Origin of the sequence: Pseudoxanthomonas dokdonensis, assembly GCF_001431405.1 — a bacterium.
GTDB classification, from domain to species: domain Bacteria; phylum Pseudomonadota; class Gammaproteobacteria; order Xanthomonadales; family Xanthomonadaceae; genus Pseudoxanthomonas_A; species Pseudoxanthomonas_A dokdonensis.
The window spans coordinates 139,187-154,106 of record NZ_LDJL01000007.1; the positions used below are offsets into that span (position 1 = coordinate 139,187).

Genomic DNA, 14,920 nt, shown 5'->3' on the forward strand with positions numbered 1-14,920 from the left:
CTGTCAGACCGCCTATCCCAAGGCGATGGTCGATGAGGCGCGCGTCCATGTTGGTCATTGACACCCAATCTTGAGTACGGAATGCACTGACAAGCCGGATGCCATCCAGTGACGAGTGTCACCAGATGGGTGGGCAGGTGTCTTTGGCAACCATGGTCTCGATGACACTGAGCGTAAAGGGTTAACGCCGTGTGGAGTGTTCGGACGCGATGAGGTCCAACTTCAGCGCCTGCTGTCCGCCTCGGTCCTGTCGACACGGATGCCGCGGCTGCGGTCGCTGTCGAGCACGAATGATCGGTGATCGTCGGCGGGGGTGAGTGAGAAGGACTTGCCCTGGTACTGCTGCTGATCCTTCTGCAGCAGGAAGGTCACCGGCGCGGTGCCGGGCAGGCGTGACTGCACGACGACGGTCAGCACCTCGCCCTGCAGCGAAAGCTGATAGTCGGCTTGAAGCTCATCCGATCCGTAGCGGCCAGCCAGTGGTGGCGGAGCCGGTGCGGCGAAGCCATCGGGCAGAATGCGCGCGAGTGCGGCGTCGATCTTGCGACCGGCATTCCAGTCGGCGCGGTTGCACAGGATCGCCGCGCTGACGCCGGCATCGGGCAGATAGGCATAGAAGGCCTTGAAGGCTTCCGCCGAACCGCTGTGCTGGACCACCCGTTGACCATTGCGTTGGCCAACCAGCAGGCCGCCGGCGTACGCCAGCTGATCGGATGGATGGATGACCGGCCGGCCATCGCTGAGCCTGCCCGGGGTCAACATGATGCGGCGTACGTCATCGGTCCAGACCCGATGCTGCAAGGTCATGTCGCGCTGGTAGCGCGCAAGGTCATTGATGCTGGTCATCAGTCCGCCGGAGCCGCCGAAGTGCGGATAGCTGTCGCGCACGGCGAATTCACCATCCTGTTCGACGTAGCCGTGGGCCAGGTTCTGGACATCGGCCTGCCGGCCCTGCATGACGTAGCTGCGTGTCATGCCCATCGGTGCCAGTACGCGCGTGTTGACGTAATCCGCGAATGACATACCGCTGACCCGCGCGACGACTTCGGCCAGCAGCAGATAACCACCATTGGAATACAGATAGTCGGTGCCGGGGACGAAGTTGGTGCCGCGTTGACGCATGAGCAGGGCCAGCGCGGTGTCCCTGCTGTTGTCGGCACCGCTGCCGAGGCCGGCCATCCGCAACAGTGAAAGGAAATCACGGACCCCGGAACTGTGGTGCAACAGCATGTCCAGGGTTACCGGCGCGTCGTAGCGCGGAAGCTCCGGCAGATAGCGCTGGACCTCGTCATCGAGCGACAGCTGTCCTTGGCTGGCCAGCTGTGCGACGGCCAGCGCGGTGAACTGCTTGGATACCGACGCGGCGTAGAACAGGGTGTCGCCGTCAATCGGTTGGCGGCGGGCAATATCGGCATAGCCCGCCGCGGCGATCTGGTCGGCCTGGCCCTGGCGGAATACGCCCAACGCGCAGCCCGGTGCAATCGCCTGGTCGTTATCGGTGACCAGCACCTGCAACGGGTTTTCAGGCGACGGCGGAACCGCCTGCACCGGGCACGGTGCCAGGGCCAGCCACAACAGATACCTGTACTTGAACATCATCACAGCTGCTTCCCGCTTTGCCGCGCCGTGCCGTTGCCGGCAGGGCGCGCAGATACATCAGAAATTGAAACGCACGCCCACATTGTATTGGCGGCCGATGACGTCATACAGCGAACGCACCGTGGCGTAGCCACCCGTACCGGTGATTGCCGGATCCTTGTCGGCTACGTTGCGTACAGATGCGAACACGCTGACCGTGGCATCGTCTGCATGGTAGATGTCGTAGGAGCCGCCCAGATCGAAGTAGGTGCGACCGGAATGGCTGAGGACGTTGAGATCCTTGTAGGTGTAGCTGTTGTTGATGTTGCCGCCGCCGATGTAGCGCACCCCAGCATTGAAGCCCCAGGGCCCGATGCGGTAGTTGCCGGTCAGGTTGCCGGTCCAGCGGGGCTGGCCGCCGACACTGGCGATGGTTGGCTGGTCGGTGCTGCCGGCCAGCTGGGTGACGGTTTCACCGTCGTCCAGTTCCAGTGTATCCACGTAGGACACCAGGCTGCGCACGCCCAGCTCGCCATTGCCGAGCGGGGTGCTGTAGGAAAGTTCGAAGTCCGCGCCGCTGACCAGCATCGACTGCAGGTTCTGCGGCGATACTTCGACGTATGAAATCAGGCCGCTGTCGGGGTCGCGGACGATCAGATCGCACAGCTGCGGCTGGCCGCCGTAACAGCGGTCGACGATTGCCGATGCCTGGAAAGTGGTGATCGCCTTGTCAACGCTGATGCGGTAATAGTCCAGCGACATCATCAGGTTGGGCAACGGGCTCAACACGATGCCGGCGGTGGTGGTATCGGCTTCTTCCGGATCCAGCCCGGGATTGCCCGAAGACACCGACTGCACCAGGTACGTGGTCCCGGTGTCACGGTCGAACACATTGAAGTTGGCCGATGATGCACCGCTGTACAACTCGTCAAGCGAAGGCGCACGGATGTCGCGTGACTGGGTGGCACGCAGGCGCAACAGCTCATTGACCTGCCAGGAACCGCCGATCTTCCACGAGGCAACCGAACCGGACGTGCTGTAGTCGGTCAGACGCGCGGCCAGATCCAGATCCAGCGACTGCGCCCAGGCGGTATCGGCGGCCAACGGCAACACCCATTCGGTGAACAGCTCTCTGACCTCGACTTCACCGTCCCAGGGCACGGTATTGCCGGTATTGAAGTCACCGGCCATCGAGCGCGCGTCCGAAGTCACGTCGGCGCGTTCGCGACGCCACTCGACACCGGTCGCCATCGACACGGGACCGGCCCAGGTTTCGAAGGGTTCGCCGCGCACGGTTGCGGCAGCGGCATCCTGGACAATGCGCGAGTTGACCCAGGAGGTACCGGTCACGTAATCGCGCGCCGCCTGCGAGGGGGCACCGTCGCCGAACAGGTTGATCGCCTGGCAACCCGCGGCGCGCGCGTCGGCGTCGCGACAGACCGCCGCACCGGTGGCCGGGTCGATGATCGAATTCAGGGCATAGGCGAATTCACTGGTCAGGCGCTTGTCGTAGCTGCGCAGCATGGTCTCGCTTTCGCCATGGGTGTAATAGGCGTCCCAGCTCCAGTAGTTGTCCATCAGGCCTTCGAGCCCGGCCACCACTCGCTTGGTTTCCATCGTCTTGTCGTTTACTGCACGCGCGTAGTCGCGGTTGTAGCGGCCCATCTTGAAGCTGTCGATGCCGGCGTCGTCCATTGCCTGGCCAATGCTGGTCGGCAGGAATGCGTTGTCACGCTTGATGGTCAAGCCGCTGTCGGTGCGGGTGAGGCTGTTGTAGTAAAGGCTGGACTTGGCCCACGAAGCCTCGGCATAGCCAGTGACATTGGGAGTGAAGTCGAACGACAGGCGCCCATAGACGCTCTCGCGATCAATCGGCGTCTCCAGCACGAATTCGGCTGAGCCATCGGCGCCGTCGCCACCGACCATGCTGGAACTGCTGACCAGGTCGCCATACTCGAACGGTATCGGGGTGCCGTCGTCGGCAAACTGGATCCCTTTCAACGGACCCGCGTTGATCAGGCCACCGAAGGTCATGTTGGAACTACGGGTGTTGTCAATCAGCAGTTGCCGCGGCTCGTCGTTGTCGGCGGTATAGGCTGGATTGGCGATCTTGCCCCAGCTACGCGCGCCCCAGTCCCGGTCGGCCAGTCTTGGAATGCCGTCGTTGCTGGCTTTTTCCACCGCCAGCAGCAGGTGGCCGCGGTCGTCGGCAAAACGTTTGCCAAAGGCCAGCGAACCCAGTTGCGTATCACGGTCACCATGGCGGGTGGTGCCGGCCTGCAGCAGTCCCTTGACGCCTTCGAGTTCGCGGTCGAATTTGAAATTGACGACACCGGCGACGGCATCCGAACCCCATGCCGCCGACGCACCGCCGGTGACGATGTCGATGTTGCTGATCAACGTCTGCGGTATCGAATTGATGTCCACCGGGCCTTCGGTCTGGCTGGGTACCGAGCGTTTGCCATCCACCAGCACCAGCGTCCGGTTGAAACCCAGGCCACGCAGGTCAAGGTAATAGCCGCCGGCATAGGATGAGTTGTTGGTGGTGCTGGTCGGGGTCAGCGACGGGCGCACCGACGGCATCTGGTTGATGACCTCGGCGACGCTGATCGCCGCGGCGTTGCTGATCTCCTCGGCGCTGATCGCCGTTGTCGGCGTGGGTGCACTGAACCCACCACGCATCACCCGCGACGCGGTTACGCTGACCTTGTCCAGTTGTGTTGCGCTGCCAGGCGCTGCCGCGGTGTCGGGCTGCGACGATGTGGCCGGAACAGGCGCGGCCTGGGCCAGGACGCCAGCGCTGGGCAGCGACAACGCGGCGCAACAGGCCAGCGCCAACTGCCGCTGCCGGCAACCACGCGCACCGGGTTTGCCAAGGGATTGATGCGGGGAACAGGGATTGGCGCTCACGGTCTCTCTCTCTCTTGTAGGAAATCGGGGCAACAGCGGGTCGGCCACAAGCGCTGCATTCCCAACGCATGCTCGGTCTTGGCGAAAAAAACGATCGTCCGGTAACAACACTGCAATGACCGGTTCGTCCCAACCTTAGCCAGCGTTGCCGGCTTCGACCAATGAAAAGACCATGGCCGGGCATAACGTGGAGTTATCGCTGGCGCGATCGCCTGCAATTCCCGCAATGGCGTCCGATGCGCGAGTGGCCGGCGCTGCGCGACCATCTGGACAGGCACGCGGAGCGGTAGTTGGTTCTTGTGGCGCGCCTAGCGCAGTGCCTTCGGCGTCAGATCGGCAATGACACGGATGTGGTCGATGAAGGCTTGCTGGATTGGCGTTGGCTGCTCGCCGTTGCGCACAAGCAGGTACAGCGATACGTCCAGTTCGGGCTTCAAGGTGCGGATCTGGATGTTGTTGCCGCCGCCATAGGCGGTGAATGGATCGACGATGGCCAATCCATGTCCATCGACGACCAGCGCCCGTGCCAACTGGTAGGTCTGCACGTTGATGCGGGTCTGTGGTTCCGGTTGCAGATGTTGCAGGTGGGTGCGTACACGCCGGCCCAGTCCGTCATGCGACAGGATCCCGATCATCCGTTCGCCTGCCAGCTCACTGACCGGCAGCGGCTTGTCGAGCAGCGCAGGCTTCCACCAGCCGGCCGGCGCGATCACGCGCAGCTTGTCGCGATGCAGGCATTGCAGCTGTATGTCGGGGTGGCGTACTTCCTGCAGGGTCAGGCCGATGTCGCTTTCACGCAGCAGCAGCGAGCGCAGCATTTCTCGCGAATGTTCGGTCACCAGCTCGATCGGCGCCTCGGCGAACGCAGCCGACAGACCGGTAACGGCCTGTGGCACCAGCGCGCTGGCCAGCGTCGGGATGCTGACGACCCGCAATGGCCGATGGCCGGCATGTTTGATGCTGGCCGACAGCCGTTGCAGATCGCGCAGCTGATCGTGGATCTTCTCGATCCGCGCGCACAGCAGCTCACCCTCGGCGGTCAACTGCAATCGGCCGCGCACGCGGTTGAACAGGGCAAACCCGAGCTGCATTTCCGCATGCTGCAACAGCTTGGTCGCGGCCGGCTGCGAGACATTCAGCAGCTTGGCCGCTCCGGTCAACGTGCCGGCTTGCAGGACAGCCTGGAAAACCTCGATATGACGCAATCGCATGCTTGACTCTGGTCCAACCTTGTTTGGGGAACCGCGCACAGGTATTCGATCATGTCAGCCACGCGACCCTGGCGGACAGGTGCGTGCTGCCGCCGTGCTATTTCCAGAAGTTGAGGAAGCCGGTGATCACCAGCGCGTTGGCGAAGTCGATGAAGAACGCGCCCACCAGCGGCGCGACCAGGAAGGCTCGCGGGGCCATGCCGTAACGCTCCACCAGCGTCCGCATGACCGCCATCGCATTGGCCGTGGTCCCCAGCATGAAGCCGACGAAGCCACCGCCCATCACCGCGGCGTCGTAGTCGCGTCCCATCAACCGGTACACCACGATGAAAGCGAACAATCCGACCAGGGTCGCCTGCACGATCAGGATGGCGACCAGCGGCAGGGCCAGGCCCGCCAGCTCCCACAGTTTGAGGTTCATCAGTGCCAGTGCCAGGAACATCGACAGGCAGACATTGCCAATGACTTCGATGGTCGGCATCGACAATTTCAGCCAGCCGGTGCGGTCATCGAGATTGCGCATCGCCGCGCCCACCAGCATCGCTCCGATGTAGCTGGGCAGGGTGATGCCAAGCTGGCTGATGCCCTGGCTGATCCAGGAACCCAGCCACATCGCGATCAGCAGCAGCACGATGCTCTTGAGCGCGGTGAATTCGCGTTGGCTGTGGCTCTGGCCGTTGGCCTGCTGATAGCCCGGATCATTCAACTGGGCCGCCAACTCCGGGTCTCCGTGGTCCGGCGTGCGGATGCCCCAGCGCCGGATCAGCGCGGTCGCCAGGGGACCGCCCAGCAGGCCGCCGCAGATGATGCCGGCCATGGCCGCGGTGATCGCCACCGACTGCGCACCCTGCACGCCGGCCTGTTCGAACAGGGGCGCGAAGGCCAGGCCAGTGGCCGGACCGCCGGCCATGGTCGTGGAACCTGCCAGCACGCCGAACAGCGGATGCAGGCCAAACAGCTTGGCCACCATCACCCCGGCCAGGTTCTGCACGACGGTGAAGCCGGCGGCCAGGGCCAGGAAAATCGCCACCTGGCGGCCGCTGATGCGCAGCAGGCTGACGCTGGCGTTGGCGCCGATGGCGGTGAAGAAGGCAATCATCAGCGGCGTCTGCAGGCTGGTGTCCAGCGCGAACAGGGTCTGTCCACGGCCATGGGCCACCAGGCTGGCGAGTGCCAGCAGCAAACCGCCGACGACCGGCGCGGGAATGTTGTAGCGGCTGAGGATGGAAACGTGGCGGCACAGCCCGTAGCCAACCATCAGGCAGGCGCCGGCAAGGGCGAGGGTCTGGATGGCGTCCAGCTCAAACATCGATTTCTCCTGCGGTGGTGGGGACGACGCGCCCGCGGACAGGCACGCGTGGACCCATCACGGGCAGGAGCCCGCCGTGGGGACATGGTGCAGCAGCTTGCCGGCCAGCACGTCGGTGGCCTCGCCCTGGTCAATCGCAAGCCTGCCGTTCACCAGCAGCGACTGCACGCCTAGCGACAGTTCCTGTGGATGCAGGTAATCCGCACGCGGGGCATATTTGACAGGGTCGAAAACCACGATGTCGGCATGGTAACCCGGGCGCAGCAGTCCGCGCTTGTGCAGACCGAGCAGGCGCGCGCTCAGGCCGGTCGAACGATGGATGAATTCGCCCAGGCCCAGCAGCTGATCGCGCTGCACGTAATCGACGTATTTCTTCGGAAACGTGGCGTACTGGCGCGGGTGTCCGTCGGAACCGTCGGAGCTGGTGATGACCCAGGGCTGCCGCATCAGCAGGCGCACGTCGTCCTCGGCCATGTTGAACGAAGCCACCGAGCCAGCCGAACGGACGCCCGGTGGTCGGTCGTCGCCTTCGACGATGCGGATTGCGGCGTCAACCGCATCGATGCCCCATTCGCCGGCTACCTGGCTCAGGCGTTTGCCGGTCCAGGGATGGCCGGCGGCGGTCAGCAGCAGCGATTCGGCGCCGCCACGACGGCGCAGATTGTCCTGCATCTGCTGACCGATCCGTGCGCGCAGGGTCGGGTCGCGCAGGCGTTGCAGCAACGCGCTGCGGCCGCCATCCTGCGCCCACAGCGGAAACAACGCGGACTTGAGGTTGGTGCCGGACGCCAGCCACGGATACTGGTCGGCGCTGACCTGCTGGCCCTGTGTGCGAGCGTCATCAATGAGCCGGACAAGCGCGCCGGCCTGGCCCTGGACGTCGACGCCAAGCGCCTTGAGATGGGCGATGTGCACTGGCAGGCCGGCCCGGCGACCAATTTCCAGCGCTTCGCGGGTCGAGTCCAGCAGGCCAAGCGTGTACGAGGACTCATCGCGCTGATGGGTGTCGTAGATGCCGCCACGCAGTGCCGCCTCGTGCGCAAGGGCCACGACCTCGTCGGTATCGGCAAAGCTCTGTGGCGCATAGAACAGGCCAGTGGAGAAGCCGAAGGCACCCTCGCACATGCCGTTGGCGACCAGCTCGCGCATGGCCTGCAGTTCATCGGCATCGGGATGACGGTCATCTTCCCGCAGCACCGCCCGGCGCACCGGCCCGAAGCCGACGTAGGGTGCGAGGTTGGTGCCGACGCCATGGTTGTCGAACCAGCGCCGCTGTTCGGCCACCCGCGGGCTGCCGTCGCCGTCAACGCCGACCATCAGCGTGGTCACGCCCTGGTACAGCCAAGGCAGGTTGCGGCGGACCGAGGCATCAGGCGAGGTGATGTAGGTCTTGGGGTGGGCATGCGCGTCGATGAAACCCGGCGCCACCACCATGCCCTTCGCATCCAGCAGGCGCCGCGCTCGATAGTGCCGCGAGGCATCGTCGGTGAGCGCGACGATGCGGCCGTCGGACACCACCACGTCCTGCTGCCTGGGATCGCCACCACTGCCGTCATACACCGTGCCGCCGCGGATGACCACGTCCACCTGGGTGAGAGCGGCGACTGGCGCATCGCCCGCCGCCTGCCCGTTGTCGTGGCAGGCCGACAGACACAATGCCAGGCAGGCGATCGCAGGCCACCGGGCGGCGTTGAGAAGGCCTGCTCCGATGCCAGGGATCGTTGTCGTGGATGCTGTTCTCATGGTTTTCATCGTCCGCCCCAGAAGCCATCGGCGGGAGGTTGCAGGCGACCGTTTTCGAAACGCGATCCGTCCGCATGGTCGTGGCTGAGCCACCACGGTCCGTCCAGGTCGACGAAGTCGGCATGCCGGGCGATGTGCAGCGCTGGCGCAATCCCCAGCGAGGAGCAGATCATGCAGCCGACCATCACCTGCAGATTCCGTTCGCGGGCGGCTGCCAGCATCAGCAGTGCCTCGCTGAGCCCGCCACTCTTGTCCAGCTTGATGTTGACGGCCTGGTAGCGATCAACCAGCCGCGTCAGGTCGGCGGCGACATGGCAGGATTCGTCCGCGCAGATCGGTCGCTGCGGCTGGAAACCAAGCAGCGCAGCGTCATCGTCGCTGGGCAACGGTTGTTCCACCAGCGCCACATCGGTCTCCACCAGTACCGGCTGGATCCAGCGCAGCAATTCCAGATCCCAGCTCTCGTTGGGATCCACGATCAATCGTGCGCCCGGCGCTGCTGCGCGGACCGCGCGTATCTGCTCCGCCGGCTGTCGCGCATCGACCTTGATCTTGATCAGTGGCGCATCCGCCACCCGCGCGGCGGCCTTACCCATGATTGCTGGCGCATCCAGGCTGATGGTCAGCGCGCTGGTCATCACCGGCAGTGGACCATGGCCCAATGCGTCACTGACGGCTACGCCATCAAGCCGGGCCTGCAGGTCCCACAAGGCATCATCCAGTGCGTTGCGGGCGGCGCCGGCGGGCAGCAACGACGCCAGTTGCTGGCGATTGGCGCCTTGTTCGATTGGCGCGCGCACGCTTTCCAGTTGCGCGATCACCGACGCGACGCTTTCGCCGTAGCGCGCGTAGGGCACCGATTCGCCACGGCCGCGCATGCCGTCCTGCTGCAGTGACACTTCCACCACCTCGGCGGATGTCTTGACCCCACGCGAAATCCGGAACGGATGCGCCAGCGCCCAGCTGCGGTGGCTGGCGCTCAGCCGGCGAAGCATGACTGCAACCGATCGGCGATGCGGTCCATGCCCATCGTCACCGGGTCCTGGCAGGGCAGGTCGAGCTGGTTTTCGATGCTCTCGCAGGCGCGCTGCGCCTCATCGCGGTCCATGCCCGAGGTATTGAGTGCCACGCCAATGGCAAGCACGCCCGGACTGGTCAGGCGGGCGGCGGCCAGGTTGGCTTCCAGGCATGTGCGCAGGTGCGGAACCGGGTAGTGCGGCAGGCCACGCATGTGCTGGCGCGTCGGCTCATGACACAACAGCAATGCATCGGCTTGTGCACCGTGCAGCAGCCCCAGCGATACCCCGGCATAGGACGGGTGGAACAGCGAACCCTGGCCTTCGATGATGTCCCAGCCGCCATCCTCGCGTGCCGGTGAAATCCATTCGGCCGCGCCCGAAATGAAGTCCGCGATTACCGCGTCGATGGGCACGCCGCCGCCGGCAATGAAGATCCCGGTCTGGCCGGTGGCCCGGAAATCAGCGGCCAGGCCACGCGCCCGCAGCTCTTTTTCAAATGCCAGTGAAGCGTACATCTTGCCCACCGAGCAATCCGTGCCGACCGTCAGCAGCCGCTTGCCGGCGCGGCGCTGGCCATGGCCGACCTGCAGTGGCGGCGGATTGCGGGCATCGTAGAGATGGCGATCGTTGCGTTGTGCCGCAGCGACGATGGCCGGATGCGATGCCAGGCGCTGGTGCAGTCCGGATGCGACGTTGAGTCCGGCATCGAGTGCCGCCACCACCGCACGCACGGTTTCCTCGTCCATGACCCCACCGGCGTTGGCGACGCCGACGATCATCGTATTGGCACCGGCCAGGCGCGCCTGCCGGGCGTCCATGTCAGTCAGGCCGACGCTGGTCCGGCACTGGCTGCCGCGCAGTTGCCCGACGCACCATTGCGGACGCCAGTAGGCCAGCCCGCGGGCGGTCTTGGCCGCCAGATCATCGCGGGCGTTGCCCAGGTACAACAGATAGGGCGGCGCCCACTGCGCATTGGCTGCACCGGCAACGATGGCGGGGCCGGTGCTGTCTGGCGATGCGGAAGAGGAATTCATGCGAGTGCTCATGATGGAGAGATGCTGCCTGCGCAGTGACGGGAAAGTCCGGGGCGGCCCATGCGGGGGAGGAGGCATGGCCGCCACCGGGACCCATCCACGATAGGCAGCCAGCGATGCCTTTCCCAATGAAAAGACGCCGTCGATGCATAACCGGGGGTTATACGCGGAGGCGGGCGCCAGACTTTCATGGCCGCGCGTTGGGTGCCAGACTCGGGTGTCGACCGAACAGGAAGCAGAGCATGACCGACAAGATTCCCCTCGTCATCGATACCGATCCCGGGGTCGACGACGCGCTGGCGTTGTTGATGGCCTTCAATGACGACCGCCACCAGGTGGTCGGGCTGACGATTGCCGCCGGCAACGTCGGTCTCGAGCACACGGTCCGCAACGCGTTGAAGCTGTGCGAGGTGGCCGCAAGGGACGAGGTACCGGTGTTCGCCGGTTGCGCGCAGCCACTGCTGTACCCGGCCGAGGATGCCGCCTACGTGCATGGTCGTGATGGCTTTGGCGACGTAGGCCTGGCTGCGCCGGTGCGCCAGGCCGAGGCAGAACACGCGGCGCTGGCGCTGCTGCGGCTGTCGCATCAATATGCCGGCGAACTGCTGCTGGTGGCGCTGGGGCCGCTGACCAACATCGCGCTGGCACTGAAGCTCGATCCCACCCTGCCATCGCGGATCAAGCGGTTCGTGGTCATGGGCGGCGCCATCACCGCGCACGGCAACATGAGCGCCGCGGCCGAATTCAACATCGGCTTCGACCCGGAAGCCGCGCATATCGTGTTCGAGGCGTTTCCAGCCATCGACCTGGCTGACTGGGAGGCCACCCTCGCCCATGGCCTGCATCATCGCAAGGTCGAGCAGTGGCTGCAGGCGGACTCGCCACGGGCACGTTTCTATGAGCAGATCTCATTGCAGACCCGCAACTGGTCGGCCGACCGCCGTGGCGAGTACTGGCACAGCGCCGATGCGCTGGCCATGGCCTATGCGCTGGAACCCGACGGCGCCAGGCAACTGGTCGAGCGCCCGGTGGCGGTGGAAATGGCCGGCCGGCTGACCCGCGGGGCTACCGTGGTCGACTGGAACCGCCAGCATGGCCGGCCCGACAACTGCCGGGCACTGCTGGAATACGACCAGGACCGGTTCGAGGCGCTCATTCACCGGGCGTTGGCTGCCGGGGGCTGAGCGGGCTTGCGCGGGATTTTGCTTCGGGCTAAAATGCCGCTCTTCTATTCCCTGATACACGGTGTGCCCGCCATGAAGGCCGACATTCATCCCGAATACCGCGAAGTCGTCTTCCACGACGTGACCTCCGATTTCAAGATCCTGACCCGCTCGACCCTGAGCAGCAAGGAAACCACGAAATGGGAAGACGGTAACGAATACCCACTGGTCAAGATCGAAATTTCCTCGGCTTCGCATCCGTTCTACACGGGCAAGCACAAGGTCATCGACACCAGCGGTCGTATCGACAAGTTCCAGAAGCGCTACGCGCGCTGATCGGCAGCGGCGCCGAGGCGCCGTCCTGCTTGTCGCAAGGGCTTCGTGCCCGGTGGTAGCCAGCGGCCGCGCCTAGCGCGGCCGTTTGCGTTGGCGGCGTCCGGATTCGCAAAGCACTGTTGCGCGCACCACTGCGCGCTGGCTCATTTTTGAGGCGACGACCCCCATGCCATGTGCGATAATCATGGCATCCATGGCGTGCCGTGGAATCCCGTCACATGCCCACCGGTTTCCCGGCCGGCACCCCCCTTGAAGGAGCGCAAACTGTGTCCGAACTTGACCAGGTCACGCTGAATGCAGGCGACAAATCCGTCAACCTGCCAGTACTCAAACCCACGCTTGGCAACGACTGCGTCGATATTTCCAGGCTGACCAAGGAAACCGGTCTTTTTACCTACGACTCCGGTTTTACCGCCACCGCCAGCTGCAAGTCGGCCATCACCTACATCGATGGCGACAACGGCGTGCTGCTGTATCGCGGTTACCCGATTGAACAGTTGGCCAAGCATTCCAACTTCCTGGAAGTGGCCTACCTGCTGATGAACGGCGAGCTGCCGACCAAGGCCGAATTCGAAGCCTTCGATCACGAGGTCACGCATCACACGATGATGCATGAGTCGCTGAAGAACTTCCTCGGCGGCTTCCATTACGACGCCCACCCGATGGCCATGCTGGCCGGTACCGTCGCCTCGCTGTCGGCCTTCTATCACGACACCCTGGACCTGGAAGACCCGGAACAGCGCCGCCTGGCCGCCATCCGCCTGCTGGCCAAGATGCCGACCCTGGCCGCCGCCGCCTACCGTTATTCGATTGGCTGGCCGATCCGCTACCCGCGCAACAACCTGGGTTACGTCGACCGCTTCCTGCACATGATGTTCGAAGTGCCAAGCGAGCCGCTGGAAATGAACCCGGTCGTGGCCAAGGCGCTGGACCTGTTGTTCATCCTGCATGCCGATCACGAACAGAACGCCTCGACCTCGACCGTGCGTCTGGTCGGTTCCACCGGCGCCAACCCGTATGCATCCGTCGCCGCCGGCATCACCGCGTTGTGGGGTCCGGCCCACGGCGGTGCCAACGAAGCCGTACTGAAGATGCTCGAGGAAATCGGCGACGCCAAGAACGTCTCCTCGGCCGTGGCCAAGGCCAAGGACAAGGAATCGGGTTTCCGCCTGATGGGCTTCGGTCACCGCGTCTACAAGAACTTCGACCCGCGCGCCAAGATCATCCGCGAGATGACCCACGAAGTGCTGGGTGCGTTGAACATCGACGACCCGTTGCTGGAAGTAGCGATGCGGCTGGAAGAAGCTGCGTTGAAGGACGACTACTTCGTGCAGCGCAAGCTGTACCCGAACGTCGACTTCTACAGTGGCATCATCTACAAGGCACTGAAGATCCCGACCGAGATGTTCACCGTCATGTTCGCCATCGGCCGCACCGCCGGCTGGACCGCGCACTGGCTGGAACAGCAGATCGATCCGGAAGCCAAGATCGGCCGTCCGCGCCAGATCTACACCGGTCACGACGTGCGCGATTACAAGGGCTTCGACCAGCGCTGAGCGGGTTGAACCAGGTCGCACGGAAAAGGCCTCGAAAGAGGCCTTTTTTGTGCGCCGGTAACGCATTGCATCTGGAACCAACCATCGGCAGCCCCTTGTAGAGCGGAGCTTGCTCCGCTGCCGTTCGAGCAGCCTGCGCATTTTCGGGTGTTGTTGGTGTTTCCAGCGGAGCGAGCTCCGCTCTACGCAGGCGTTCCAATCATCGGCAGCCCTCTTGTAGAGCGGAGCTTGCTCCGCTGTGGGTAAAGTAGCCTGCGAAATTTCGGGTGTTGTTGATGTTTTCAGCGGAGCGAGCTCCGCTCTACGCGGGCGTTCCAGTCATCGCCAGCCCTCTTCTTGTAGAGCGGAGCTTGCTCCGCTGCGGGTAAAGCCGCCTGCGCATTTTCGGGTGTTGTTGATGTTTCCAGCGGAGTGAGTTCCGCTCTAAGCAGGCGGCTGGCTGGTCAACAATTGTTTGAGCTGGCTGCTACTCAATCGCCGCATCGGCTTTCCATCAACGGCCGACAGCGGTGCCTGGCGCAATGCGTCGTAGGGCAGCACGAGCAGTTCGAAGTCCACGCCATCGGCGTTGAATGACCAGACATCGACGGTGGCATCGCGCACGCGATCCATACGCAGCTGCTGGCTGCGCAGTTCGGCGGGGATGCCTTGTTCAAGCAGCAGGCGCTGGACCGCGTCGGCGTCATCGCTGTGCAGGTGCAGCTTCACTGGCGAGTGATCGTCGGCGGTGCCATCGGCGACCGCACCGGCCAGCCGCGGCGAGAACCGTTCGAAGAACTGCATCGCCGGCAGCGCCGCCTGCCGCCGCTGCAGCAATGCCGCCTGTTGGCCGGCACCGGCGAACAGGCGCTGGTGCTCGCGCAGGGCCTGTTCAATCTCGCTGTTGCTTGGCAGCAGCGCCTCGTCGTGGATGTGCAGGCGCTGGGCCGCCTTCGACTTGGCCTGCTGGTAGTCGCGCAGGCCGCTTTCGGCCATCAGCCGTGCGGCTTCCAGTGCCAGCCGGCGCCGCTCGCGGGTCTGGTGTTCGCTACGCTGCCTGGAGCTCTGGATGCGGCCGTGCG

11 protein-coding genes are annotated in these 14,920 nt (G+C 64.5%); 3 read left to right on the plus strand and 8 right to left on the minus strand.

Annotated features, from left to right (window positions below):
* Positions 1–222 precede the first annotated feature (222 nt).
* The 7 genes from ABB29_RS07340 to dgcN all read right to left on the minus strand — a co-directional run bounded on the left by ABB29_RS07340 (position 223) and on the right by dgcN (position 10,804).
* The gene (locus tag ABB29_RS07340) at positions 223–1,596 is read right to left on the minus strand and encodes a serine hydrolase domain-containing protein (RefSeq protein ID WP_170185855.1); all 1,374 of its coding nucleotides are present in this window, start codon (positions 1,594–1,596) and stop codon (positions 223–225) included.
* Between the two features lie 60 nt (positions 1,597–1,656).
* Positions 1,657–4,488 carry a TonB-dependent receptor gene (locus tag ABB29_RS07345; protein WP_157062544.1) on the minus strand — a complete coding sequence of 944 codons (2,832 nt, stop codon included), beginning with the start codon at positions 4,486–4,488 and terminating at the stop codon, positions 1,657–1,659.
* Positions 4,489–4,796: 308 nt separating this feature from the next.
* Positions 4,797–5,699: a LysR family transcriptional regulator gene (locus tag ABB29_RS07350; protein WP_057657973.1), complete on the minus strand. Its 903-nt coding sequence runs from the start codon at positions 5,697–5,699 to the stop codon at positions 4,797–4,799.
* Between the two features lie 97 nt (positions 5,700–5,796).
* On the minus strand, positions 5,797–7,008 hold the full coding sequence (gltS, locus tag ABB29_RS07355; RefSeq protein WP_057657974.1) for a sodium/glutamate symporter: 1,212 nt from the start codon (positions 7,006–7,008) through the stop codon (positions 5,797–5,799).
* Positions 7,009–7,065: 57 nt separating this feature from the next.
* On the minus strand, positions 7,066–8,664 hold the full coding sequence (locus ABB29_RS07360; protein WP_211260701.1) for an N-acyl-D-amino-acid deacylase family protein: 1,599 nt from the start codon (positions 8,662–8,664) through the stop codon (positions 7,066–7,068).
* Between the two features lie 92 nt (positions 8,665–8,756).
* The gene (dgcA, locus tag ABB29_RS07365) at positions 8,757–9,746 is read right to left on the minus strand and encodes an N-acetyl-D-Glu racemase DgcA (RefSeq protein WP_057657975.1); all 990 of its coding nucleotides are present in this window, start codon (positions 9,744–9,746) and stop codon (positions 8,757–8,759) included.
* Entirely contained in the window at positions 9,731–10,804 is a 1,074-nt protein-coding gene (dgcN, locus tag ABB29_RS07370; protein WP_083487620.1) for an N-acetyltransferase DgcN, read from the minus strand. Before dgcN ends, dgcA begins: the two co-directional genes overlap by 16 nt.
* 242 nt (positions 10,805–11,046) lie before the next feature.
* Between dgcN and ABB29_RS07375 the strand changes: the two genes are divergently transcribed.
* The 3 genes from ABB29_RS07375 (at position 11,047) to ABB29_RS07385 (ending at position 13,859) form a co-directional block, all read left to right on the plus strand.
* A complete protein-coding gene (locus tag ABB29_RS07375) occupies positions 11,047–11,988 on the plus strand; it encodes a nucleoside hydrolase (RefSeq protein WP_057657976.1) in 942 nt (313 codons plus the stop codon).
* 72 nt (positions 11,989–12,060) lie between these two features.
* On the plus strand, positions 12,061–12,303 hold the full coding sequence (locus tag ABB29_RS07380) for a type B 50S ribosomal protein L31 (protein ID WP_057657977.1): 243 nt from the start codon (positions 12,061–12,063) through the stop codon (positions 12,301–12,303).
* A 266-nt stretch (positions 12,304–12,569) separates the two neighbouring features.
* Entirely contained in the window at positions 12,570–13,859 is a 1,290-nt protein-coding gene (locus tag ABB29_RS07385) for a citrate synthase (RefSeq protein WP_057657978.1), read from the plus strand.
* Between the two features lie 423 nt (positions 13,860–14,282).
* Here ABB29_RS07385 and ABB29_RS07390 read toward each other — a convergent pair whose 3' ends face one another.
* Positions 14,283–14,909 (minus strand): hypothetical protein, encoded by a 627-nt coding sequence (locus ABB29_RS07390; protein ID WP_157062564.1) that lies wholly within the window; start codon positions 14,907–14,909, stop codon positions 14,283–14,285.
* Positions 14,910–14,920: the final 11 nt, after the last annotated feature.

Excerpts from the sequence above, each read along its gene's own strand:
- ABB29_RS07380 (WP_057657977.1), top strand. The coding sequence starts at position 12,061 with ATGAAGGCCGACATTCATCCCGAATACCGCGAAGTCGTCTTCCACGAC.
- ABB29_RS07375 (WP_057657976.1), top strand. The coding sequence starts at position 11,047 with ATGACCGACAAGATTCCCCTCGTCATCGATACCGATCCCGGGGTCGAC.
- dgcN (WP_083487620.1), bottom strand. The coding sequence starts at position 10,804 with ATGAATTCCTCTTCCGCATCGCCAGACAGCACCGGCCCCGCCATCGTT.
- gltS (WP_057657974.1), bottom strand. The coding sequence starts at position 7,008 with ATGTTTGAGCTGGACGCCATCCAGACCCTCGCCCTTGCCGGCGCCTGC.
- ABB29_RS07350 (WP_057657973.1), bottom strand. The coding sequence starts at position 5,699 with ATGCGATTGCGTCATATCGAGGTTTTCCAGGCTGTCCTGCAAGCCGGC.
- ABB29_RS07340 (WP_170185855.1), bottom strand. The coding sequence starts at position 1,596 with ATGTTCAAGTACAGGTATCTGTTGTGGCTGGCCCTGGCACCGTGCCCG.
- dgcA (WP_057657975.1), bottom strand. The coding sequence starts at position 9,746 with ATGCTTCGCCGGCTGAGCGCCAGCCACCGCAGCTGGGCGCTGGCGCAT.